Genomic DNA, 22,078 nt, shown 5'->3' on the forward strand with positions numbered 1-22,078 from the left:
CGCGTCGATATGACGTTGTGTTATGACTTCCAATTGACCGACTTGAGATCGATTCCTTCCTTCGCCATCTCGTACAGCGGCGACATTTCGCGCAGCCGCTTCACTTCCTTGCTGACCCGGTCCGTCACGTAGTCGACTTCTTCCAGCGTGTTGAAGCGGCCCAGCCCGAAACGAATCGAACTGTGGGCCAGTTCGTCGTCGATGCCGAGCGCGCGGATCACGTACGACGGCTCGAGCGTCGCCGACGTGCACGCGGAGCCCGAGCTGACCGCGATATCGTTGATACCCATCAGCAGCGACTCGCCTTCGACGTAGGCGAAGCTCACGTTCAGATTGCCGGGGAGACGCTCGGTGGGATGACCGTTGAGATAAATTTCGTCGAGGCGCTCGAACAGCCCCGCCTGCAGCTGACTGCGCAACTGAATCAGGCGCCGCGCTTCCTCGGACATTTCCATTCCCGCGATTTCGCACGCCGCGCCCAGGCCGACGATTCCCGGCACGTTGAGCGTCCCCGAGCGCATCCCGCGCTCATGGCCGCCACCGTCCATCATCGGAGTCAGCCGCACGCGCGGTCCCTTGGAGCGAACATAGATCGCGCCGATTCCCTTGGGCCCATAAATCTTGTGCGCGGTTATCGACGCGAGATCGACGCCCGCCTTTTCGAAATCGACCGGCACCTTGCCAATCGCCTGAACCGCATCGCTATGAAAGATGATGCCCTTTTCCTTGGCGATCCTGCCGATCTCCGCGATCGGATGAATCGTGCCGATCTCGTTGTTGGCCCACATGATCGTGATCAGCACGGTCTTGTCGGTGATCGCGCGGCGCACCGCGTCGGGATCGACCATCCCGTACTTGTCAACCGGCAGGTACGTGACCGTGGCCCTGCCCGCCCTCTCCAGCGCGCGGCAACTGTCGAGCACGGCCTTGTGCTCGGTGACGCAGCTGATGATGTGGTTGCCCTTGTCCTTGTAAAACTCGACGACGCCCTTGATCGCCAGGTTGTCGGATTCGGTGGCGCCGCTGGTAAAAATGATTTCCTTGGGCTTGGCGCCGATCAGCGCCGCGATCTGGTTGCGCGAGTGACTGACGGCCTCTTCGGCCTCCCAGCCGAAGCTATGGTTGCGGCTGGCGGCGTTGCCGAACTTCTCGGTGAAATACGGAAGCATCGCATCGAGCACGCGAGAATCGACGCGCGTGGTCGCATGATTGTCCATGTAAACGGGCTTCTTCAGCATCTTCTCTCTCGGTCTCTTTCGGTTCGTTCCGTCAGAAACGCTCCAATCCTTAATAGTGGACCTGTTAGGTATAGTATAGGCCTTTTGCGGCCGTAGTCAAACGGAATCCATCCCCCGTCGGTCGCCCAACAGAATACTGGACCTGCTTAGCCTAGTAAGGCGAATGCGCCCGTTTGTCAAGGGTAATATGAGCCTTACCGAGCGGTCAAAAACAATGGCGATCGAGCTATTTCGGGCGCGGTTTCAGCTCCATCCGCCGCTCCTCACGCCAATCGCTGAAGCCCAGGCGATGCCATGCGGTCGCGCCGATCCAGTTGCGATGCAATACGCTCAACGTGACGACCGTGATACCGGCATCGCGGAACCATTGGTAGGCTTGTTCCAGCATCGGCTTCATTAGGCCGTTTGCTCGAAAGCTCTCTTCCATAAAAGCCTGGCTGATATAGCCGATGGATTGAGGAATGTCGCCGTCGCTCTGGCGCTTGAGGCGAACCCACAGATGGCCGACGAGGCGCGCGTCGGTGCTTGCGACCCAAATCGCGTGATACTCGCGATTGAGCACCAGTTTCAGCCAGTTGGGCGCATCGCGAATTCCGTCCCAATCGAAGCGCGCGCGCGGATCGAGCGCTTCCTCCCACGCCGCCAGCGCGGCGATCAGCCGCGAAAGCTCCGGGATATCGGACTGGGTGGCGCGGCGAATCTGAACAGCCATCGCAGGGTTCCTCCGTGAGTCAGAAGGGGCCGCGAATTGTTTCGTCGAACGAAATCTCGAGCAAGTGGCGCTCGGTGCGAATCGACTTCAGCGCGGCCTCGCGCGTTTGCTCGAATTCGCGCTCGAGCCACGGCGCGAGCTGCTCGATCAATTTTTCAGGAGAGTCCGAGTCCACGTTGCCGATCAAGCCGGCCGCGATGCGGCATCTGAGCGCGAACTTCTCGATTCCGTCGCCACGCTCGAGGCCGAGCGTCAACACGACCGAGCCGGCGGCGCGCGCGATCGGCGCGGCGCTCGCGATCGCGTAGATGCCGCGGCCGGTTTTCAAGGTTGTTGGCAAGCTGAACGCCGTCCAAATAGACGCCGACCGCAAAAGCGCCCGTCGAGATTCTTCCCCTTCGGCAGCACTCAGGGCTTCGGCTCAATCACGGCAACCTTCGCTCAGAATGACACAAGAAAATGATCAGGCCGCGCGCGAGGAGGCGGTCCGAGTGCGGCCGGAACCGCCCTCCCAGAACAGCACCACCGGGCCGGCGATATAGATCGAGGAATAAGTGCCGGTGATGAAGCCGATCAGCAGGGTGAACGCCGACGGGCGCAGGATCGGGCCGCCGAACGCGAGCAGCGAGATCAGCACGGTGATTGCGGTGCCCGAAGTCAGGATGGTGCGCGAAAGAGTCTCGTTGATCGCGCGATTCATGATCGAGGCGATCGGCTCGCGCCGGCGCTTGGTTGAATCCTCGCGGATGCGGTCCGAGACGATGATGGTGTCGTGGACCGAGTAACCAATAACGGTCAGCACCGCGGCGAGCGTGGTCAAATCGAACTGGTACTGGGAGATCACCAGCGCGCACATCACGACCAGCACGTCGTGGATGAGCGCAATCACAGCGCCCGCGCCGAAACTCCAGCTCACGTGGCGGAACTGGATCGCGATGTACACGCCCATGAACATGGTCGCGATGATAACCGCGGCAAAGCCCTTGCGGCGCAAATCGCTGCCGACTTTGGCGCCGACGCTCTCCACTCGCACTACCTTCGCGATGCCCGGGCCGTAGGCTTTGTCGAGCGCGGTCTCGAGCCGGGGTCCGATGCTGCCGATGTTCTTGATCGCCTGGAAGCGCGCGAGAAAAGACTGGCCGGCCTTGCCGAAATCCTGGACGGTGACTTCGCCAAGATCCAGTGGCGCGAGCGCCTTGCGAATCGCATCGCCGTTGGTGCGGGCGGAGAACTCGATTTGCGCGACGCTGCCGCCGGCAAAATCGACGCCGTAGTTGAGCCCGCGGGTGAAGAGCAGCACGATCGCCGCGATGTTAATCACGGTTGAAAGCGCGATGAAGAAAAAACGCTTCCCGACGAAATCGAGATTGATGTCGGGACGGATGAGCTGTAATGACATCGGCCCTGTTTATCTTTTCGTGGTCACGCGCACAAGTACGCTCAGCTCGCGGCCGCGCGCTTGCGCGTCGATCGGGTTGGCCGGCGCGACGGTCCGCCGCTTTCCTTGGCCGCCGCGGCGGCTGCGCTGGTGGCGGCAGCCTGGGCCTTGGCGCATGCGCCGCACAGGTTGTTCAGATTGGCGGGATCTTCGCTGAACCCGTCGTCGAGCGAGTGGCACACTTTCAGGCATGCGGCGCAGATGAAGTAGATGCCCTCGATGGTCTTGTTGATTCGTTCGCGGTTGAGAATTCTTCCGCGCAGTTTCTCGATCCGGATGCCGAGCAGCTCGCCATACTGGCGCTTGATTTTTCGCCGGCCGGCTTCGTCCTTGGGAAGGTCGGCATCTTCGTCCGCCTCGTCCGCCATGTCGCCGAAGGAGGCGTACTTGTCGCGCTTGGAAGTCTTGCTCTTGCGCGCTCTGCCCATCGCGAATCTCCCTGCCGCTTAGCGCGTGCGTCCGACGTAGCCGCAGTTCTTTTCGCAGACCAGGTAGAAGCCCTTGCGGCCGAAGCCGGCGAACTTGGTCACCTTGCTCTCGGCGCCGCACCCGGGACAGATGTGTTTCTGCTGGAGGCCGGCGTTTTTCTCAGCGGTCTTTGCCTTTTTCTCTGCCATGACGTGAAATGCTCTCGACTTGGATTAACGGCCCCGATTTGAACTTGGAAATCAGATCAACGTTTACGCAAAACGACCCGGCCATTGGACGCTTCCATCTGGCCAGGTGCATCCTCAAAGGTAAGGTCGCGACGCCGTGTAGTCAATAGCCCGGCGCGCCCGGATAGTTGCCCGCGCGCGCCAGCCGTGCAAGCGTGAATCATCTTGGACTCGCACCTGCAAGAAAACGACGCCGTAATATTTATCGATCGCAAGGGGCGCCGCTACCTAAAGATGCTGCGGGCGGGCAAGAAGCTGCTCATCCGCGGCGAGCTGCGCGCCGACGATTTGTTCGGCGTCGAGGAAGGATCGCGCGTCAAGTTCTCGACCGGCGAGGCATTCCTGGTGTTGCGGCCGACCTACGCCGACCTGATCCCGCATCTGCCGCGCGCGTCGCAGGTGATTTATCCCAAGGACACCGGGCCGCTGCTGATTTGGGGCGACGTGTTTCCGGGCGCGACGGTTATAGAAGGCGGCACGGGCGCGGGTGCGCTGACGATTGCGCTGCTCAGAGCGGTGGGGCCGGCGGGGCGCGTGATCTCCTACGAACTGCGTGAGGATTTCGCCGACGCCGCACGCAAAAACGTCGCCGCATTTTTCGGCGACGCGCCCAACTGGACGATCAAGGTGCGCGATCTCTACGCGGGCTTCGATGAAACCGGCGTCGATCGGATGTTCCTCGATCTGGCGGAGCCGGGGCGCGCGCTTGGGGTCGCGGCGTCGGCGCTGCGGCCCGGCGCCGTGCTGGTCTGCTACGTGCCGACCGCGATCCAGCTCAAGGACACGGTCGAGGCGATTCAGGCGCGGAGCGATTTTGGCGAGATCGAAAGCTTCGAGACGCTGCTGCGTCATTGGCAGGTAAAGGGGATGAGCGTGCGGCCGCACTTCAGGATGATCGCGCATTCCGCGTTTATCATCGTGTCGCGCAAGCTGGTCGCCGCCTCCTCGAATCCGCACGAGCATCAGCAAGAACCGATTCCCGCCGCCGACTCGGGCGAAGGCGAATCCGACGGCGTCGATGCTGACGAGCCGCTCGACTGACTCGTCCACTGAAGCGATTTGGGAACTCGCCCAATCCGGGCGCAGTTGAAGTAAGCGATGGATGACCGCTCGAAACCGCGGTCGCCACTGGGCCGCAGGAAATTCCTGATCGCGTCAGGCGCCGCGATCGCGCTGGCAGGCATCCCGCTGGGCAGGCGAATCGCGCGCGCGGCCGCGCCGGCATCGAAATTCGGCGGGCCGACGCCGAACTCGAATTTTTACGTGACGTCGTCCGCCGGGACGCCGGCGGTGGACCTCAATTCGTGGCGGTTCAGCATCAAGGGCCTGGTGGAAAATCCGCTGCAATTTTCCTACGCGGATCTTCGCAAGCTGCCGAAGATAGAGGAGATGCTGACGCTCGAATGCATCTCGAACCCGCCCGACGGCACCGCGATCAGCAACGCCAACTGGACCGGCGTGCGACTGCGTCCGCTCCTGGAGCGCGCGCGCGTCAAGCGGGGAGCGAGGTTCGTCGCGATGCGCGGGGCGGACGGCTATCACACGGTGCTGCCCGTCGACGAACTGATGCGCGAGGAAAATTTTCTGCCGTACCTCATGAATGGCGAGCCGCTGCCCGCCAGGCACGGCTATCCGCTCAGAATTTTCATCCCGGGAAAGTACGGGATGAAACAGCCGAAGTGGATCACCGAGATCGAATTCGCCGACCACGAAATCCCCGGCTACTGGGAGGTTCGCGGATGGAGCGATATCTGCTGGCGCAAGGTCAACTCGGGCTTTTTCTCGCCGCGCGTCGAAGGGGGGCTGATGTCGATCTTCGATCGAAAGGCCAAAGTGACGGCTCCCGTGGATATCTATGGATGGGCGTTGGCGGGACCGTCGGGCATCAAGCGCGTTGAGCTGTCGCCGGACGACGGCGTCACGTGGCACAACGCGCAACTGGTCGAGAACAGCTCACCGTACGTGTGGACGGTGTGGAAGTATCGCTTCGCGCCCCAGGCCGCCGGCGATTTCATGATTCGCGTGCGCGCGACCGACGGCGGCGGCGTCGCTCAGCCCCCGGCCGATCCGCAGACAGGCAGCGGCATGAGCGGGCAGGCGCGGCTCGCGCTCCAAGTGACCAGCGTCTGAAAACGATCCGCGAAAACTAGCGGAGTAACGTAGCGGTGTGAAGTGCGCGCGCCGTGGACATCGCGCCGGTCGCGCTAAAGCTGCCGCCCGCCGCGGGATTGAACAGCTCCGCGCTGCTGAGCGCCGCGCCGTGAGCAGCCGGATCGGCGGCCCCTATCCCGCCGGCGATCAGCACGCGATGCGGGGTCGGCCCGGTCGCGAGCAAGGTTGCGGTATGCCCCGCGCGCGCAACGCTCATCGATTGATTGCAGCGGGTCGTTTCGGTGTTGAATCCACCGACGCAAGTGAAATCCCCGGTGTTCGGATCGAACGTCTCGGCCGAATTGCTGATCAGTCCCGACGCTCCCGACAGCACGCCGCCCGAGACTGCCACCGAGCCGTTGAATCCTCCCGCGAGCAGCACGCTCCCGTCGTCGAGCAGCGTGGCCGTGTGGAGCGAGCGCGGCTCGTTCATGAAGCTCGAGAGCAACAGGAATTCCTGCGTGGCGGGATCGTAGATCTCGGCGCTGCTGTCCTTGAAATAAAAGCTCGAGCCGCCGACTCCGCCCGCTATCAGGACCTTGCCGGCCAGCGGGCCGCTGGTAAACAGCGTCGCGGTATGCGCCGCGCGCTGATGGTCCATCGGGAAGGTCGCCGGGGTAAACGAGTTCGACGCGGGATCGTAAATGTCGGCGGAGCTGGTCGTGTCGCCGGATAGATTGGTCGCGCCTCCCACCACCAGCACTTTGCCGCTGAGCAACAGCGTCGCGGTGTGAAACATCCGCCTATCGCTCATCGGGTTGTTGACCGCGATGAACTTGCCGCCGGCAGGATCGTACAGCTCGGCGGTATCGAGCACGTTGCCCAGATTGTCCTGGCCTCCGACGACCAGGACGTTGCCGTTGGTCAATGTCGTCGCGGTAAAGCCCATCCGCGCCGCGGCCATCCTGCCGGCCGGCGAGAACGCGCCGGTCGCCTCGTCGAAAATCTCCGCGCCGCTGAGCACGCTGCCTTCGAGATTGAGCGAAAAATTCTTGATCGCGGCGACCCCGCTGAAGCCGCCGTCGAGCATCACCTGGGTCGCCGATAGCGCCACCGCCGATGCGCCCGCGCGACTCGACGCCGCGCCGCCGGTCACGACGAACTGCCCCGCCGACGGATCGAAGAACTCCGCAGTCGCGAGGCTTCGATTCGACGCGTCCGCACCGCCCGCGATCAGCACGTCGCCCGCCACGGGAATCGCGGCCTTGAGGTTGTGAATTGCGGCGTGATGGGCGCTTGAGGCCGCGCCGCCCGCGCCTGAATCGTCTGCCACGGCTCCGTCGTGGGACGGCGATTCGATACTCTCGCCGTTGATGCACCCGCTCGCCGCGACCAGGCCGATCAGTCCGACCAGACTGAGCGCTGCGAGCGCACTTCGCGCCCATCGGGGGCTGGTATGCAGATGCTTTTGCAAACGCACTCGACTCTGAGAACTCGGGATTCACCCACTCGAAGTTGCCGCATTCGCGGGCATCAAATGGGCATAGATGCGCGCCAGTTAGACGAATCTTAGGCAAAATAGTTTCAAATCAGGATTCATCCGGATCCTGGCCGCCTGCCGATGGCGGCGGCAGCGCAGTATTAAGCCGGTGGCAGGGTCCGCGCGCGACAACGGAGCGCGGCCTTAACATTGGGTGCAGGGGTCACCCCTGCCCAAGGAGGTGCGGAACCCACGGTGGGTTCCGCACTAAATAAACTGATTTCCCCTTCCCCACGCGGTGCGGGCGGGCAAATCAATGCGAGAAAATTCCCCTGAAGAACTTTCCCACCGCGCCAAAAACATCCGATGAAGATGGACTCGCCGACGCGACCGGCGCGGGCGGCGCGAATCCCGGCGCCGGTGGCATCGTCGCCGACGCTGGCGCAGACCCAGGCGCGCTCGCAAACATTCCGCCGTGCAGAGGGCACATCTGCGTCGGCTCGGTGCCGATCAGAAACGGCAGCGAGACTTGACGCGGGCAAGCCGAGGTCGCAAGACCGCCGGATTCGGGATCGATCGTAGCCATCGTAATTCCCGACGGCTCGGGGAAATCTTCCGGATCCGCCGGCGCCGCATCCTGCATGAACTGAACCCACGCCGGCAGCGCGGCCTGCGCTCCCGTCAATCCCAGGCTCTCGGGTTCGTCGAAGCCGACCCAAACGCCGCAAACTATCGCCGGCGTGTAACCGATGAAGTACGCGTCCTTGTAATCCTGCGTTGTGCCGGTCTTGCCCGCCGCCGGAAAATCCAGCCCCATCCGGCCCGCGCTCGCGCCGGTTCCATAGCGCAGTACGGCTTTGAGAGCGCCTGTGATCAAATACGCGACGGCGGGACGAATCACGCGATTCTCCACGTCCGCGTGCTGGTAGATCAGATGGCCCTTGGCATCGACCACCGACTCGACGGCGTACGGTGGCGACTGCAGGCCCTCGCTCGCAAACACCTGGTACGCGGAGGTGAGTTCGAGCAGCGTAGTCTCGTCGGCGCCGATCGAAATCGGCAGCACCGCGGGAAGATCCTCGTGGATGCCCATTTCGTGCGCGGTGCGAACGATCGTCGCGGCGCCAAGCCGGCTGCCGACGTACGCCGTCGGCACGTTGAGCGATTCGAACAGCGCCTGCGCAACAGTCACCTGCGGTTGATAGGTGCGCTCGTAGTTCGCGGGCGTCCATCCGTTGAACGTCATCGGCTCGTCGGGCAGCGTGGACGCCAGCGTCAGCGGCGGCGAGAACGGCGCGCGGTCGGGATCGAGCGCGGCCAGATACACGATCGGCTTGAATGCCGACCCGGGCTGGCGCTCGGCGTTGGCGGTGCGATTAAACTGGCTCTCAGAGTAGTCGCGCCCGCCAACCATCGCGCGAATCGCGCCGCTGTCGGCGTCCAGCGCGACCATCGAGGTCTGCAGCTTGCCGTCGATCTTCGTGCGGCGCAGGCGGCGATGGTTCTTTTCGAGCTGCGCGATATTTTCCGTGACCGCGTCGACGGCGTCGCTCTGAAGTTCAGTGTCGAGCGTCGTATAGACCTTGAGTCCCTCGAGATGGCCGTTGAAGCCGGGAATCCTGGCCACGAACGCGGTCACATAGTCGGTGAAATACGGCGCGCGGCGCAGTCCCGGCGGCTTGGTGATTTGAATCGGCGCGGCAACGGCGGCCGCGTAGGTGGCGTCGTCGATCACGCCGGCGCGCTTCATCACGCCGAGCACCACGTCGCGCCGCTTGCGGCATGCGTCGGGATGACGGCGCGGATCGTACAGCGTCGGCGCCTGAATCATTCCGATCAGCGTCGCGGCCTCGGCGGGCGTCACCTCGGCCAGGTCCTTGGCGAAGAAATATCGCGCCGCCTGCGGCATCCCGTCGATCGGGGTGCCCTCGTACTCGCCCATCGGCACGTCGTTGATGTAGCGCTCGAGGATCTCATTCTTGCTGAGCCGGAATTCGAGCACCGCGGCGACTGCAAGCTCGCGGAACTTGCGGCTGAAGCTGCGCTCGTGGCGCTCCATGAAGGTCCGCGCCAGTTGCTGGGTGAGCGTGCTGGCGCCCTGAACGAGGCGGCGGGCGCGCAAATCGGAAACGGCGGCCTCGACGATACGGATCGGATCGATTCCCGGATGGTAGTAGAAGAAGCGGTCTTCGTTGGCGAGCAGTCCTTTGACCAGGTAGGGCTTCAGCTGGTCGAGTTGGACCTCGACGCGTTCGGCGGGCGCGCCGGGCAGCAGCCGGCCGATCACCTCAGGCTCGAGCATCGCGTCGGACTTGGCCACGCCGAACGAATCGGCAACGCCCGCGATACGCGCGCCGTCGAGGCTCACGCGCACCATTTCGGCGGGATACTCCTTCGCGCCGTCGTGAAACGATCGCAAGTAAATCGCGATCGCATTCGGCGCGCGGGTGTACTCCCCCGGAGCATTAGCCGCGGGCACTTGCGAGTAGCTCAACTGCGCCAGCCGGTCCAGCAGTCCGGCCCGCTCGAGGTCGTCGCCGGGGCGGATCGGAAACGGCGCGGAGAAGATCGCGGAGCTGAGCGCGGCGCGACGATTCTCGATCAGCGCGGAGATCTCGCTGTAGAGTTGTGCGAGATAGAATCCGAGCGCGAAGAAAACGAGCAGGAATCCGCCGGCGGCGAGATTTCGCACGCGCCATCCGCGGATTCGCCACTCACGGCGTTTCTTTTTGCCCGGATTCGCTTTCACCGGCGCCCGCCGTCCGCCACCCATCGCTGTTAATCCCTCAGCTACAAGGTTAACCGCGTCCCGCCGCCTGATCCATCGACCCTCATTGTTTGTAGCCGAAGCGTCGCAGCATCGCGTGCCGCTCGGCCTGATCGCCGGCGCTCTCGACGCCCTTGGGCGAACTGCCGTCGATCACGCCAATCACGCCGCGTCCGCCTCCGTCCTCCGCCACGATCACGCGCACCGGATTCGCCGTCGCGCAAAACACCGTGCATACTTCGCTCACCGATTTGATCTGATTGAGCACGTTGACCGGGAATGCGTTGCCAAGAATCACCACGAACACGTGCCCTGCCCCGATTGCCGCCGAGGCTTCGACCGCCGACTGTTCCAGCGCGGGGTCGGTGCCGGTGCGCCGAATCAGGCATGGGCCCGAGGCCTCGCAGAACGCCAGCCCGAACTTGATTCCCGGGACCGCCTGCACGAGAGCCTCGTAAACGTCCTCGACGGTTTTGATGAAGTGCGCCTGCCCGACGATCACGTTGGAGTCCGCTGGCTTCGAGATTTCGACGATACTCAGTTGCATAGTGCTTGCCCCTTGTGACTATTGCGGTGATGATAATCGCGTGGATGCGGCGCCGGAAGTGAGTATCCGGCAATGGAGGCGTGGTGGCTACCGGCCTGACCCTTCGCACGAATTCCGAGACGCGGCTGCCGGCGTTTTTTTACCGGCTCTCCTCGCGCGCGCAGCGCACCTGGCTGAGGAGCGACACCGTCAAGCGCTACGACTATGTCCCCAACGATGCGGCGCGCAACTCGCTCGACGCCCTGATGCGCGTGCTCGAGACCGGCAACCTCGCGGGATGCACCACCTGCGCGCGCGCGTTGGCCGCGGAAATATGCCGGGGGCTGGCGACCGCGCCGGTCAGCGTCGAGGTTCGCGGCGTGCGCCCTCGCAATCAGCGCGGCGAGCTGCACGGGCTATTCTATCCATACGACCCGCGGATGCGCCGGCCGCCGTACATCGTGCTCTGGATGCGCACGGCGCAGCGCCACGACGTCGTCAAGCCGAAGACGTTCGTGCGAACGCTGATGCATGAAGTCGGGCACTATCTGGACTACGCACTGCTGCGGCTCGAGGATTCATACCACACGCAGGGATTCTTCAAGCGCGAATCGTCGCTGGTGCGCGCCCTGTTCAATTCTTGACCGAGTCCGCCGCTTCCCTTGACAGCGGACGCTTCGACGCCGATAGCTATTCTCGGTATGCGCCGGCGCGCGGAGCGCATCTACATGACAACGCCGTTTACAACGACGCGCATCGGGTAGGAGAGATGGCTACTGGTATGGGATTCATTCAGAGATTGTTTTCGCCGGTTTCGGCGCGGGCGGAGTTGCTTGAAGAACTGGCCGTGCTCGCCGGCCGCAATCAGGGGTTGATCGATCGCCTGAAGCGGCACGCCGCGCTTACCTCACCGAATATCAAGACCGGAGTCGAGGCGCTCGCCGAAAAGGAAAAATCGCACGTCAAGGTGATTCAATCGATTCTCGCCGATCACAACGTATGGGCGAAGCTGCCGGAAGCCGCGCTGCATGACGGCGCGAACAACTGGGCGCGCCTCAGCGGCGACCTTGAGGTACTCGGCGCGCTTGCGGCCGAGCTGCGTATCGATGCATTGAAGTGGGAGTCAGTCGACGAAGACGTCGCGGGAAAGCTGCTTCAACTGGCTATCGAGGATGACGATCGCGAACGCGAGCTGCGCAAGCTCGCGCTCAAGTGCGACGCGCTCGCGCTGGACTGACTACAAGTAGCGCTGCAGCCCGCGGCGCTCGAGTTCCTCGGTGACGCGGCGGACATGCGGCGACATCGCGCGGTGCGCAACCAGGATCGCATCCCCCGTATCGACGACGATCAGATCGCGCACGCCAAACAACACCATCAGGCGCGAATCCGGGTACGCCAGCACGCGCTCGGATTCCAGTGCGATCGCGTTGCCGCGAAGCACGTTGCCGCCCGCTTCGCCGATTGCATCCCACAGCCCGTCCCACGATCCCACGTCATGCCATGAAAATCGCGCGCGCACGCCGAGCATGTTGGAGCTTTTCTCCATTATCACGCGGTCGAACGAGTCGAACCGCAGCCTCCCGTAGGCGCGCGCCAGTTTCGTCCGCGGAGTCAGCGCGAGCCGTTGCGCCGCCTTGCCGAGCGCCGGGCAATGCGCGGCGAATTCCCGCGCCAACGTCCGCGTCGATGCCACGAACATCGAGGCATTCCACAAGTAACGCCCGCTGCGCACCATCCGCCGCGCAATTGCGAACGTGGGTTTCTCGACGAACTTTTCGATCTTGAATCCGGCGCCGGCCTTCGGACCGATCTTCTGATAGCCGTAGCCGGTTTCGGGCCGGGTCGGAGTAATCCCTACCGCGACGATCGATTCGTTCGACGCGGCGAGACCGATTGCTTCGGCGAGTGTACGGCGATATTGAGCGGCGGTCGCGATGTAGTGATCCGCCGCGACCGCAGCGATGATTCCGTCGCCCAGCCGGCGCTGGATAATCGCGGCGCCGTAAGCGATCGCCACTGCGGTGCCGCGCGCGTCGGGTTCAACGATCAGGTTATCCGCCGGAATCAGCCCGCGGAGCGCGCGCCGAAACGGCGCCTGATGCGCCGCTGCCGCCAGCACGAAAATTCGCTTGCGCGGGATCAGCGGCACATGACGCGCGATCGTATCCGCGAGCAGGCTGGTCTTGCCGTCGATCGAAAAAAGCGGCTTGGGCCTTGCCTCGCGGCTCGCAGGCCAAAAGCGCGTGCCGCGGCCGCCCGCGATAATCAGCACCGAGGCGCGCTGCGGCGTGGAAGCTGGAGCCATCGCGTCAGATAGCGCCGAGTTCGCGGAGTTTGCCGTCGAACAGCGCGCGAATTTCGGCCAATCGCTTTTCGCTGGTAGCTTCGAAGCGCGTCACCAGCGCGGGCTGGGTATTCGACGCGCGCACCAGGCCCCATCCGTCGGCAAAATTCACGCGCACGCCGTCGATGTCGATGACCTCATAGTGCTTGCGGAAAAAATCGGCCGCCTGCCGCACCACTTCGAATTTACGATCGTCGGGGCAGTCAACGCGAATCTCGGGCGTGAAGTGGCTGGGGGGAAGATCGGCGAGAATCGCGCCGAGGCCACGCCCCTCGCGGCTCAAGATTTCAAGAATGCGGAACGAGGCGTAGATAGCGTCATCGAAGCCGAAGTAGCGGTCGGCGAAAAACATGTGCCCGCTCATCTCGCCCGCCAGCGCCGCGTGCTCCTCCTTCAACTTGCTCTTGATGAGCGAATGGCCCGTCTTCCACATGATCGGCCTGCCGCCGTGGCGCGCGATGTCGTCGTACATCCGCTTGGAGCATTTCACGTCGCCGATAATCGTCGCGCCGGGACGCTCGCGCAGCAACGCCCGCGAGAACGCGACCATCAGCTCGTCGCCCCATACGATCCTTCCGTTCTCGTCCACCGCACCGACGCGGTCGGCGTCGCCGTCATACGCGATGCCGATCGCAGCCTTGTTTTTTTTCACCGCCGCGATCAGATCGCGCATGTTCTCCTCGACCGTAGGGTCGGGATGATGGTTGGGGAAGCGCCCGTCCATCTCGGTGTAAAGCTCGATCGTATCGAGTCCGAGCCGCTTCATCAGCGGAGCCGCGACCACGCCGCCGCATCCGTTGCCCCCGTCCACGACGACCTTGAGTCCCGGCGTGAGCTTGAACTGCGACATGATGAAGTCGTTGTAGTCGGGAATCACCGGGCGGTGGGAGAGCGTGCCTGTGGCGCCGGTCGTGACAAAATCCTGGCGCTCGATTATATCGCGCAGCCGCTGAATCTCGGCGCCGTAAATCGTCGTCGCACCCACGCCCAGCTTGAAGCCGTTGTACTCGGCCGCGTTGTGACTGCCGGTAATCATCGCGCCGCCGTCCATCTTCCAGCTCAGCACCGAAAAATAAAGCAACGGCGTCGGCACCACGCCGATGTCAACCACGTTGATGCAGCCGGAAAGGAGACCCTCGACGAGCCGATCGCGCAACCGATCCGATGACAGCCGACAATCGCGGCCGAGCGTGATCGTTTTTTTCCCCGCGCGATGCAACAAGGTGGCGTAACCGCGCCCGAGATCGACCACGAAGTCGTCGTCGAAATCGTTTGCGACGATGCCGCGGATGTCGTACTCGCGGAATACCTGCGAATTCATTATCGTCAGTCTGTGCGACCTATTACGTCAGTGCAAGATAGCTGCTTGCGCGATGGTTACCAATGACCGCCGCCGGGAAATCGCCGGCGGGTGACCGGGCCCGCGTCGCGATTGTCACCGGCGCCGGCCGCGGCATCGGACGCGCGGTTGCGCTCGAACTCGCGCGCGCCGGCTACTCGCTATGCCTCGCCGCTCGCTCGCGCGATGAGCTCGAAGAAACCCGCTCGCAGACCGGGTTGCCGCCGGAGCGCGCGTTGATTGTCCTGGTCGATCTGGCCGCTGAGGAAGCGCCCGAGAATTTGATTAGCGCCGCGCTCGATTGCTACGGGCATATCGACGTGCTGGTGAACAACGCCGGATGGGCTCCGCCGCGAACGCCGCTGCTCAAGCTGCGTACCGTCGATCTCGATCGCATGATCGCGGTTAATCTGCGCGCGCCGATCGCGCTTACCCGGATGGCCGCGGCAGCTATGGCCGCGCGAGGCGCCGGCGCGATCGTCAACGTCGCATCGTCGGCCGCCATCAAGGCTCCCGCCGGCGAGGCCGTCTATGCCGCGACCAAAGCCGCGCTGATCGCGTTCACGCGCGCGGCGTTCGGCGAGTTGCGCCAAAGCGGGCTCAAGCTCGCGGTGATCGTTCCGGGCCTGGTCGATACCGCGCTGATTCCGAACAACAAGCGGCTCGACCGCGCGGCGATGCTTTCGACGGCCGACGTCGCCCAGGCCGTGATGCAGATCGTGAACTCTCCGGCGGGCGCATGTCCGGTCGAAGTGACGCTCGAACCGCAGCTCGATCCGGAGCGGCAGGGGTGACCCCTGCACCCAGTGATTAAGAAGAGACGTGCGGAGTTTGCCCTGAGTACTCGTAGGGTCCCTGTTAGGGAGGTTAATGCAAAGGAGGCCGCGCAGCCTCTTTCCGCGCTGGTTCCCGTTTCCGCGCGGGAAGGGGTTAGGGGATTAGGTTAGCGTGCATCGATCATTCACGGCGAGATTCGCGCTCGTGCTGGCGGCGGGAGTCGCCGGCGCGATCGTTCTCGCACCGCTGGCGGTTCTCGGATTATCGGCTGCGGGATGGCGCTTCCCGTTTCCCCGAATTTTCGATCGGACCGTGATGGCGACGCTGTTGCTCGCGATGCTTTGGGCTGCGCGCGACTTGAATCTCGGCTCGCTGCTGAGCCGCGCCTTCAGGCATCCCGCAACGCCGAGCATCGTCCGCGCGATTCGCGGTCTGGTGGTGGCGATCTGCGCGATTTCGATTCTATTCGCGCTGGCGCTGGCGGCCGGCGGCAGCGGAATCGTCGATCTTGGAGCGGCCGCAGCGCTGATCCCAAAATATTTTCTTTCGGCGATCGCGATCGCGATCATCGAGGAAGGATTCTTCCGCGCGTTTCTGCTCGGCGGCATGAAAGGCGACTTCGGCAACCGGGTCGCGCTGATTGCAAGCGCCGCAATCTACGCCGTCGCGCATCTCGTGCGATCTCCGGCGCGCTTCTACGTCACCGGCTACGAGCCCGCGGCCGGCTTGATCACGCTCGCGCACAGTATCGACCAATTCACCAATCCCGCGATCGCGATTCCCACCCTGATCGGCCTATTCCTGCTCGGGATCGTTCTCGGTGAAGCGTATATCCTCACGGGCAGTGTGTATTTCTCTATCGGCTTGCACAGCGGCTTCGTGCTGGGAGCGAAGCTGTGGCCGAAAATAATCCTCGGCCGTGGCGCGCTTCCGTGGTGGATTGCAGGCGGTGGCGCGATTCCGTTAATCGGCGGCGCCGCCGCCTGGGTAATCGCAATTGTTATCCTCGCGATGCTGCGCCCAATCACCGGCGCGCGCCAAACGGCGCCTGACGGCTAATCGTACAGCGAGGGGGAGCCGCTTACGGGGCGGGTGCGGTAGCGGCGATGCGTCCAGAGCCATTGCTCGGGATGCTTTCTGACCATCTCTTCGATAGCCTTTTGATAGCGGGCGGTGTTCACCAGGGTATCGGCTTCGCGGTCGCCAGTCCGCTGCTGCGGGATTTCCTCGAAAATTTCAATCACGTGACTGCGGCTGTCCGGCTGGCGCACGATAAACACGGGCACCACCGGCGCACCCGCCATCATTGCGAGGCGATCGAATCCACTCGGGGTGGCGGCCAGCTCGCCGAAAAACGGCACCCAGATGGCCTCGGAGCGCTTGGCGTTCTGATCGAGCGGGATGCCGATGATCTCGCCGCGCTTGAGCGAGCGCAGCATCTCGCGCGCCGCGGTGTGCTTGCGAATGGTCCGCACTCCCACCCGCTGGCGGATGAAGGTTACCAGTGCGTCGCCGGCCGCAAAGCGCTGGGTGTGATGAACCACGGTGATCTGGAAGCCGTGCAGCGCATGTCCCGCGGGCAGCAGCTCGAAATCTCCAAAGTGCGCAGTCAGGATCAGCGCGCCCTTGCCGGGGTACCGCGGCGTGAGATTGTTCCAGATGTCGAGCCGATTGTAGGTGACGCGGCGCGCCAGGCGGCGGTAGAAGAATCCGCCCAGCCGAACGTATTCGGCGCCGGTCCAGCCAAGGTTGATGTACGAGGCGCGCAGGATGCGGCGGCGCTCGGCGTCGCTCTTTTCGGGAAACGCGATCTCGAGATTGCGGATTCCGATTCGCGTGTGACGGCGGTCAAGACGATGGGCGATCAGGCCGCCTGCCTCTCCCAATTTGTAGAGAATGAAGTCGGGGAGGAGGCTGAGCGTGTGCAGCACGCCAACCAGCAGCCAGAAGATCAGCCGATCCTTGAGGCCCAGCTGAATGCGCATGCTGTTGGGGATTCCAGTGCCGAGCGGAAAGTCCGGTTCGTTCATGCCGCCGCCGGCTGGAACCGCGCCGCGCTTCAACATCTCGCCCACTGAATCGGGCGATTCGCGGCGATCGAGCCTGGGACTTGCTGAAGAATGCACTGATACCATCGGGTGCGATGCTCTCTATAATACCGATCGTTCGCGTTTGGGGCCTTTGGGAATCACGACGAGGCCCGAATCGGTGACGAAGAATCGCTGCCGATCGCGCTCGAGGTCATATCCTATCTCTTCGCCCTCGGGAACATAGACGTTCTTGTCGATGATCGCACGGCGAATTTTCACGTGCCGCCCGATTTCCGCGTAGTCCATGATGACCGAATCCTCGACCAGGCTGTACGAATGGACGAATACCGAGCGCCCGAGCACGGAATTGCGAATGGCGCCGCCCGACACGATACAGCCCTCCGAGATCACCGAATGAAGCGCCAGCCCGCGCCGCCCGTTCTCGTCGAAGACGAATTTCGCCGGCGGCTGATCGAAGTACGCGGTGCGCAGCGGCCAGAGCGGATTATACAGGTTCAGATGCGGGCGCGCGTCACGCAGGTCCATGTTGGCCTCGAAGTACGCGTCGAGGGTTCCCACGTCCCGCCAGTAGCTGAGATTGAGCTCGGAGTCGCCGCGGATGCGATTGGTCATGAAGTTGTACGCGTAAACCGGTACTCGATTGATCAACGCCGGGATGAGGTCGCGGCCGAAATCGTGATTGCTGTTTTCCTTGATCGAATCCTCGATCAGCGCCTCGCGCAGCACCTGGGGATTGAACAGGTAGTTGCCCATCGAGGCCAGCGAGCGTCCCGGCGCACCGGGCATCTGGGGCGGATTGTCGGGCTTTTCCACGAAGCCTGAAACGCGCAGGCCCGAATCGACCTGGACGATGCCGAACTGATCCGCCTCGTCCACCGCCACCGGCAGAGTCGCGACCGTGACCGCCGCCTTGCGATCCATGTGAAACTCGATCATCTGCTGGATGTCCATCCGGTAGATGTGGTCGGCGCCAAAGACCGCGACCAGGTCCGGCTTGGTGTCGTCGATGAGATTGAGATTTTGAAAAATCGCATCTGCCGTCCCCTGGTACCAGGTCTCGCCCATCCGCATCTGGGCCGGAACCGGAATGACAAAGTGATCGGGCAGCATCCCGCCGAATTGCCATCCGTCCTTGAGATGCTCGATCAGCGATTGGGAGCGCCATTGGACCAGCACGTAGATCGCGTAGATGCCTGAATTGATGAAATTGGAGAGAACGAAGTCGATAATGCGGTATTTGCCGCCGAACGGAACCGCAGGTTTCGCGCGGTCCCGGGTCAGCGGATGAAGCCGGGTGCCCTGCCCCCCTGCCATCACTAACGCCAGCGTTCTCATTTGAGCGAAGGAACTCGAATCGTCATTGCGCGGCTCGCCTCGGCAAAATAAGCCCGCCGAGTATAGATTGTCCCCGGTATCATCGGAAGCCTATCCATTGGGCACTGAGATGCAGCTTGGTTCATGCGTAAAATGCCTGAATTGTGGCAAATACCGCAATGATCTTTGGATAGTGGCATGAATCGGTCATACAAAAGAAGCCTCAGCCGACGAATTTAGCTTGATTTTACTCGATTTTGCAGGTTTTCGCCAATTGTGCCGCAAGGCACGTCATTTGCTTGAAACTTTCTATGGGCTCTTACGTCTAAATTGCTACATCGATTATGGTAGTCGGATGCGCGAGCCCTCTCGCGATGGAGCGCGATGAGAGGAGGACACAGAAAATGCAAACCGCGGTTAGCAGGAATGAATCGAAAACGACCGGTAGCCCGGGGATAGTTTACCGCACGATTTGCCAGAATCCCGGCTGCGGTTTTAAATTCGATCTCAAAATAACGCCTCAAAACGCCAGCCTTCTCAGCGGTACGATGGCATGTGCGCATTGCAAGCGGCACGGCGGGCAACTGAAATCCCAGGGGCGCATCAGCGATAAGCTTTTCGCCGCCAAACTACTGTTCCGCCCCACGGGGGTTGGACCGACGCGTGGCGACGAGGACGAAATGGGAGCGGATTCCCGCTATTAACCTAGACGCGCGGATCATCTAATCTAGATGGGCTGTCACTAGATCCGTTGTCCTATCATTACGTCGCGCGCCGTCCGGGAACCCGGACGGCGCGCGCGTTTTTCAGATGCCTGGCCGGCCAGGATAGCGATCAGCCGCCCGCGACCGGCACAGCAGCGACGCCCTGCAGATTGCGGATACTCGGCCGCTCCATCATGCGCTTGATCCACGCATCGATGTTGCCGCGGTTGTTGCCGAGCACGTCGATTCCGATTTCGTTCAACACCAGCATCCGCGGCGCAAAGCCGATGTCGGCGACCGAGAACTCACCGGCGAGAAAATTGTTGCCCTGCAGTTCATGGTTGAGGTAGTCGAGCACGCGCTCGACGGACTGATGGAGCCGCTGAACGCGATTTTGATCGCGTTCGCCCTCGGGCTTGGAGATTTCGGCGATCAGCTGGCCGACCGGCGGCGTGAACGAAGTGTCGGCGAAATCCTCGAACAGCCGCGCCCGCGAGCGCATCGCGCTGGAACCGACCGGCGGCAGCACCGGCGGCTCGGGATACTCGTCCTCGAGATACTCGTTGATGATCGTCGAATCGTAAATCGTGGTGTCGTCATCGACGAGCACGGGCACGCGTCCAAACGGGTTAAGCCGCAGGAAGTCGGGCTTGCGATTTTCATGCTGGCTCAAATCGACCGCGACCAGTTCGTAGGTCAGAGCCTTCTCGGCCAGGACGATGCGGACTTTTTGACCGAAGGGGCAGGACAGGAAGTCGTAGAGTTTGATCATATCGGGCAAGTCCTCATTCGGCTTGCGCCGCGATGGTAATCTTCAAGCTGGCTTCAACCTCGGAATCGAGCTTGACCGGCACCGTGAATTCTCCGAGCTGCTTGATCGGCTCGGGCAGGTGAATTTTGCGCCGCTCGATATCGAGACCGTTCTCGCGCAGCGCGCGTTCGAGATCGATGTTGGTAACCGAGCCGAAGAGCTTGCCCTCCTCGCCGGCGCGCGCGGTGAGCGTGATCGCAAGCGCTTCGATCCTGGCCTTGACCGCGAGCGCGTCGGTGCGCTTGATCTCGCGCCGGCGGGTTGCGGTGCGCTTCTGATGCTCGAAGGCGCGGAGATTTTTTTGATCCGCCTCGACCGCGAGCTTGCGCGGCAACAGATAGTTGCGCGCGTAGCCGGCGCGGACCTTGACCACGTCGCCGGTCCTTCCCAGGTTGGGAAGATCCTCGTTGAGTATGACTTGCACGTTCATCGTCTTTGCCGCCTCGTTATCTTGATCGCCGTGTTTCCGCCCCGCTCTTAGAAGAAATCGCCCAAATTGTTCGCTTCCGGGCTGGGGGGCTTGAGCCGCCGGAAGTCGATCCACATATCGAAGACGCCTGCGATACACACCAGCGCAGCCACAAACGGCTGCGCGAAAACGACAAAATAAATTATGCCGCGTACGATCGACGGAACTGCGAGCGACTGAAAATAAAATCCGACGATCGCCAGTCCCTGGCAAAAATACACCGCCGCAATACAGATGAAGCCGTTGAGCGCGATATCGCGCATCGCCGGGACCGGAATGAACAGCCCGAAGCCGCTGGCGAGCAACAGCCACACCAGCCATTCCTTCGCCGACCATCGCGAAAGATCGCCGAACAAGCTGTAGGTCAGCCGTTGCGGCCCGGCCCATCGCCAAAACACGCGCAGGTTGAGCAGTACCGAGCTTGCACCGACCAGCAGCGCGAACGCCGGCAACAGACGCATCGTAAACGAAATGACGCTGGCTTGCGTATCGGCCGAAATCGTCGATGGAGTCCCGAGCAGCTTGTACAACTCCTGCCCGCGCGCCATCCCTTGCGCAAGTTCGTCGTGAACGGTCTTGATGAGCGCGTCGGGACCGCCCATGACCACCAGCGCTGCCACCACCGAAGCGGCCACCATCGCGCCCGCGCCAACCGCGGTGATCATCTCGAACGAGGAGCCGCGCTCGAGCATGTAGCATACGATGCCGGTGCCCAGGCCGAACGACACGAAGTAGCCCAGACCGGCAACCGATCCCGCCAGGAGCGCTACGAATGCGGTCGCGAGCAGGACCGCGATAGTCGCGCGGAGGTTGGGACTGGGACGCCCGACCGCATAGAGGATGATCGGTGCAGGCGCGAGCATCATCAGAATCCCGCCGATCATCGGTATCGCGCCGCCGGCGAGGAAGAAGGCCCCCGCCAACGCGGCCGCGCGAACCATCCCTATAACAGCCTTGCGCGTCACTGGATTAAGCCGAGCTAGGCTCCGAGCGTCGTGAATGGCAGCAGCGCGAGCACGCGCGCACGCTTGATCGCCACCGCAAGTTGGCGCTGATGCTTGGCGCAATTACCCGAGGTTCGGCTGGGGACTATCTTGCCGCCCTCGGTGATGAAACTGCCGAGCGTGCGCACGTCTTTGTAATCGACCTTGAGCGTCTTGTCGGCGCAAAAGCGGCATACCTTACGCCGTCCACCGGGGCGCCCCCGACGCATCCCGCCGCCGCCGCGGCCCTCACCGCCGCGACCCTCGCCGCCACGGCCCTCGCCGCGGTCGCCCTCGGGGCGTGGCGCGCCGTAGCGTCCGCGTCCTTCGCCGCCTCTTTCAGATCTTTCCTCGTCAGCCATTTAGATTCCCTGGTAA

24 protein-coding genes are annotated in these 22,078 nt (G+C 62.9%); 7 read left to right on the plus strand and 17 right to left on the minus strand.

Features of this window, described 5'->3' with window-relative positions; all coding sequences use genetic code 11:
• Window positions 1-20: 20 nt before the first annotated feature.
• The 6 genes from ABSB13_RS04100 to ABSB13_RS04125 form a co-directional block, all read right to left on the minus strand.
• Window positions 21-1,238 (minus strand): IscS subfamily cysteine desulfurase, encoded by a 1,218-nt coding sequence (locus ABSB13_RS04100; RefSeq protein WP_428105708.1) that lies wholly within the window; start codon window positions 1,236-1,238, stop codon window positions 21-23.
• 226 nt (window positions 1,239-1,464) lie between these two features.
• Entirely contained in the window at window positions 1,465-1,950 is a 486-nt protein-coding gene (locus tag ABSB13_RS04105) for a GNAT family N-acetyltransferase (RefSeq protein ID WP_428105710.1), read from the minus strand.
• A 19-nt stretch (window positions 1,951-1,969) separates the two neighbouring features.
• Complete coding sequence (locus ABSB13_RS04110; RefSeq protein WP_428105712.1) at window positions 1,970-2,290, minus strand: hypothetical protein; 321 nt, start codon at window positions 2,288-2,290, stop codon at window positions 1,970-1,972.
• 123 nt (window positions 2,291-2,413) lie between these two features.
• Entirely contained in the window at window positions 2,414-3,349 is a 936-nt protein-coding gene (gene secF, locus ABSB13_RS04115) for a protein translocase subunit SecF (protein ID WP_428105713.1), read from the minus strand.
• 41 nt (window positions 3,350-3,390) lie between these two features.
• Complete coding sequence (locus ABSB13_RS04120) at window positions 3,391-3,816, minus strand: hypothetical protein (RefSeq protein WP_428105714.1); 426 nt, start codon at window positions 3,814-3,816, stop codon at window positions 3,391-3,393.
• Between the two features lie 18 nt (window positions 3,817-3,834).
• Window positions 3,835-4,005, minus strand: coding sequence for a hypothetical protein (locus ABSB13_RS04125; protein ID WP_424672147.1), 171 nt, complete (start codon window positions 4,003-4,005; stop codon window positions 3,835-3,837).
• A 204-nt stretch (window positions 4,006-4,209) separates the two neighbouring features.
• Between ABSB13_RS04125 and ABSB13_RS04130 the strand changes: the two genes are divergently transcribed.
• Window positions 4,210-5,085, plus strand: coding sequence for a tRNA (adenine-N1)-methyltransferase (locus ABSB13_RS04130; RefSeq protein ID WP_428105716.1), 876 nt, complete (start codon window positions 4,210-4,212; stop codon window positions 5,083-5,085).
• Between the two features lie 57 nt (window positions 5,086-5,142).
• Entirely contained in the window at window positions 5,143-6,174 is a 1,032-nt protein-coding gene (locus tag ABSB13_RS04135; RefSeq protein ID WP_428105718.1) for a molybdopterin-dependent oxidoreductase, read from the plus strand.
• 16 nt (window positions 6,175-6,190) lie between these two features.
• Here ABSB13_RS04135 and ABSB13_RS04140 read toward each other — a convergent pair whose 3' ends face one another.
• The 3 genes from ABSB13_RS04140 to ABSB13_RS04150 all read right to left on the minus strand — a co-directional run bounded on the left by ABSB13_RS04140 (window position 6,191) and on the right by ABSB13_RS04150 (window position 10,929).
• Window positions 6,191-7,615: a Kelch repeat-containing protein gene (locus tag ABSB13_RS04140; RefSeq protein ID WP_428105719.1), complete on the minus strand. Its 1,425-nt coding sequence runs from the start codon at window positions 7,613-7,615 to the stop codon at window positions 6,191-6,193.
• Between the two features lie 313 nt (window positions 7,616-7,928).
• Entirely contained in the window at window positions 7,929-10,388 is a 2,460-nt protein-coding gene (locus tag ABSB13_RS04145; RefSeq protein ID WP_428105721.1) for a PBP1A family penicillin-binding protein, read from the minus strand.
• A 58-nt stretch (window positions 10,389-10,446) separates the two neighbouring features.
• On the minus strand, window positions 10,447-10,929 hold the full coding sequence (locus ABSB13_RS04150) for an adenosine-specific kinase (RefSeq protein ID WP_428105723.1): 483 nt from the start codon (window positions 10,927-10,929) through the stop codon (window positions 10,447-10,449).
• An 83-nt stretch (window positions 10,930-11,012) separates the two neighbouring features.
• Here ABSB13_RS04150 and ABSB13_RS04155 point away from each other — a divergent pair, with 83 nt between their 5' ends.
• Both ABSB13_RS04155 and ABSB13_RS04160 read left to right on the plus strand, forming a co-directional pair.
• Complete coding sequence (locus tag ABSB13_RS04155) at window positions 11,013-11,552, plus strand: hypothetical protein (protein ID WP_428105725.1); 540 nt, start codon at window positions 11,013-11,015, stop codon at window positions 11,550-11,552.
• A gap of 125 nt (window positions 11,553-11,677) precedes the next feature.
• The gene (locus ABSB13_RS04160) at window positions 11,678-12,145 is read left to right on the plus strand and encodes a hypothetical protein (RefSeq protein WP_428105727.1); all 468 of its coding nucleotides are present in this window, start codon (window positions 11,678-11,680) and stop codon (window positions 12,143-12,145) included.
• On the opposite strand, the gene ABSB13_RS04165 is transcribed toward ABSB13_RS04160, so the two are convergent.
• Both ABSB13_RS04165 and ABSB13_RS04170 read right to left on the minus strand, forming a co-directional pair.
• Complete coding sequence (locus ABSB13_RS04165; RefSeq protein ID WP_428105728.1) at window positions 12,146-13,213, minus strand: mannose-1-phosphate guanylyltransferase; 1,068 nt, start codon at window positions 13,211-13,213, stop codon at window positions 12,146-12,148.
• A 4-nt stretch (window positions 13,214-13,217) separates the two neighbouring features.
• Window positions 13,218-14,573 carry a phosphomannomutase/phosphoglucomutase gene (locus ABSB13_RS04170; protein WP_428105729.1) on the minus strand — a complete coding sequence of 452 codons (1,356 nt, stop codon included), beginning with the start codon at window positions 14,571-14,573 and terminating at the stop codon, window positions 13,218-13,220.
• Between the two features lie 62 nt (window positions 14,574-14,635).
• On the opposite strand from ABSB13_RS04170, the gene ABSB13_RS04175 reads away from it, so the two are divergent.
• Window positions 14,636-15,385 (plus strand): SDR family oxidoreductase, encoded by a 750-nt coding sequence (locus tag ABSB13_RS04175; RefSeq protein WP_428105730.1) that lies wholly within the window; start codon window positions 14,636-14,638, stop codon window positions 15,383-15,385.
• Between the two features lie 154 nt (window positions 15,386-15,539).
• Window positions 15,540-16,427, plus strand: a complete 888-nt coding sequence (locus tag ABSB13_RS04180) for a CPBP family intramembrane glutamic endopeptidase (protein ID WP_428105732.1) — start codon at window positions 15,540-15,542, stop codon at window positions 16,425-16,427.
• On the opposite strand, the gene ABSB13_RS04185 is transcribed toward ABSB13_RS04180, so the two are convergent.
• Together ABSB13_RS04185 and glgC are read right to left on the minus strand one after the other, a co-directional pair.
• Window positions 16,424-17,494, minus strand: a complete 1,071-nt coding sequence (locus ABSB13_RS04185; RefSeq protein ID WP_428105733.1) for a lysophospholipid acyltransferase family protein — start codon at window positions 17,492-17,494, stop codon at window positions 16,424-16,426. The two genes, ABSB13_RS04180 and ABSB13_RS04185, sit on opposite strands and share 4 nt — an antisense overlap.
• A 24-nt stretch (window positions 17,495-17,518) precedes the next feature.
• Window positions 17,519-18,754 carry a glucose-1-phosphate adenylyltransferase gene (gene glgC / locus ABSB13_RS04190; protein WP_424672162.1) on the minus strand — a complete coding sequence of 412 codons (1,236 nt, stop codon included), beginning with the start codon at window positions 18,752-18,754 and terminating at the stop codon, window positions 17,519-17,521.
• Window positions 18,755-19,137: 383 nt separating this feature from the next.
• Here glgC and ABSB13_RS04195 point away from each other — a divergent pair, with 383 nt between their 5' ends.
• Entirely contained in the window at window positions 19,138-19,437 is a 300-nt protein-coding gene (locus ABSB13_RS04195) for a hypothetical protein (RefSeq protein ID WP_428105735.1), read from the plus strand.
• Window positions 19,438-19,567: 130 nt separating this feature from the next.
• Here ABSB13_RS04195 and ABSB13_RS04200 read toward each other — a convergent pair whose 3' ends face one another.
• Genes ABSB13_RS04200 through rpsR form a run of 4 tightly spaced genes read right to left on the minus strand, consistent with a single transcriptional unit; the run spans window position 19,568 to window position 22,062 of the window.
• A complete protein-coding gene (locus ABSB13_RS04200; protein ID WP_428105736.1) occupies window positions 19,568-20,209 on the minus strand; it encodes a glutathione S-transferase family protein in 642 nt (213 codons plus the stop codon).
• 13 nt (window positions 20,210-20,222) lie between these two features.
• Entirely contained in the window at window positions 20,223-20,672 is a 450-nt protein-coding gene (gene rplI, locus ABSB13_RS04205; RefSeq protein WP_428105759.1) for a 50S ribosomal protein L9, read from the minus strand.
• Window positions 20,673-20,725: 53 nt separating this feature from the next.
• Window positions 20,726-21,682, minus strand: a complete 957-nt coding sequence (locus ABSB13_RS04210) for a DUF2232 domain-containing protein (protein ID WP_428105738.1) — start codon at window positions 21,680-21,682, stop codon at window positions 20,726-20,728.
• A gap of 14 nt (window positions 21,683-21,696) precedes the next feature.
• Window positions 21,697-22,062, minus strand: coding sequence for a 30S ribosomal protein S18 (gene rpsR, locus ABSB13_RS04215; RefSeq protein ID WP_428105740.1), 366 nt, complete (start codon window positions 22,060-22,062; stop codon window positions 21,697-21,699).
• Between the last annotated feature and the right edge of the window lie 16 nt (window positions 22,063-22,078).

The organism is Binatus sp. (SeqCode), from assembly GCF_050013435.1.
Lineage (GTDB): Bacteria > Desulfobacterota > Binatia > Binatales > Binataceae > Binatus.

Excerpts from the sequence above, each read along its gene's own strand:
- ABSB13_RS04105 (WP_428105710.1), bottom strand. The coding sequence starts at position 1,950 with ATGGCTGTTCAGATTCGCCGCGCCACCCAGTCCGATATCCCGGAGCTT.
- ABSB13_RS04120 (WP_428105714.1), bottom strand. The coding sequence starts at position 3,816 with ATGGGCAGAGCGCGCAAGAGCAAGACTTCCAAGCGCGACAAGTACGCC.
- ABSB13_RS04200 (WP_428105736.1), bottom strand. The coding sequence starts at position 20,209 with ATGATCAAACTCTACGACTTCCTGTCCTGCCCCTTCGGTCAAAAAGTC.
- ABSB13_RS04165 (WP_428105728.1), bottom strand. The coding sequence starts at position 13,213 with ATGGCTCCAGCTTCCACGCCGCAGCGCGCCTCGGTGCTGATTATCGCG.
- ABSB13_RS04135 (WP_428105718.1), top strand. The coding sequence starts at position 5,143 with ATGGATGACCGCTCGAAACCGCGGTCGCCACTGGGCCGCAGGAAATTC.
- ABSB13_RS04160 (WP_428105727.1), top strand. The coding sequence starts at position 11,678 with ATGGCTACTGGTATGGGATTCATTCAGAGATTGTTTTCGCCGGTTTCG.
- ABSB13_RS04145 (WP_428105721.1), bottom strand. The coding sequence starts at position 10,388 with ATGGGTGGCGGACGGCGGGCGCCGGTGAAAGCGAATCCGGGCAAAAAG.
- rpsR (WP_428105740.1), bottom strand. The coding sequence starts at position 22,062 with ATGGCTGACGAGGAAAGATCTGAAAGAGGCGGCGAAGGACGCGGACGC.
- glgC (WP_424672162.1), bottom strand. The coding sequence starts at position 18,754 with ATGAGAACGCTGGCGTTAGTGATGGCAGGGGGGCAGGGCACCCGGCTT.
- ABSB13_RS04150 (WP_428105723.1), bottom strand. The coding sequence starts at position 10,929 with ATGCAACTGAGTATCGTCGAAATCTCGAAGCCAGCGGACTCCAACGTG.
- ABSB13_RS04170 (WP_428105729.1), bottom strand. The coding sequence starts at position 14,573 with ATGAATTCGCAGGTATTCCGCGAGTACGACATCCGCGGCATCGTCGCA.
- ABSB13_RS04100 (WP_428105708.1), bottom strand. The coding sequence starts at position 1,238 with ATGCTGAAGAAGCCCGTTTACATGGACAATCATGCGACCACGCGCGTC.
- ABSB13_RS04195 (WP_428105735.1), top strand. The coding sequence starts at position 19,138 with ATGCAAACCGCGGTTAGCAGGAATGAATCGAAAACGACCGGTAGCCCG.
- secF (WP_428105713.1), bottom strand. The coding sequence starts at position 3,349 with ATGTCATTACAGCTCATCCGTCCCGACATCAATCTCGATTTCGTCGGG.
- ABSB13_RS04175 (WP_428105730.1), top strand. The coding sequence starts at position 14,636 with ATGACCGCCGCCGGGAAATCGCCGGCGGGTGACCGGGCCCGCGTCGCG.
- ABSB13_RS04125 (WP_424672147.1), bottom strand. The coding sequence starts at position 4,005 with ATGGCAGAGAAAAAGGCAAAGACCGCTGAGAAAAACGCCGGCCTCCAG.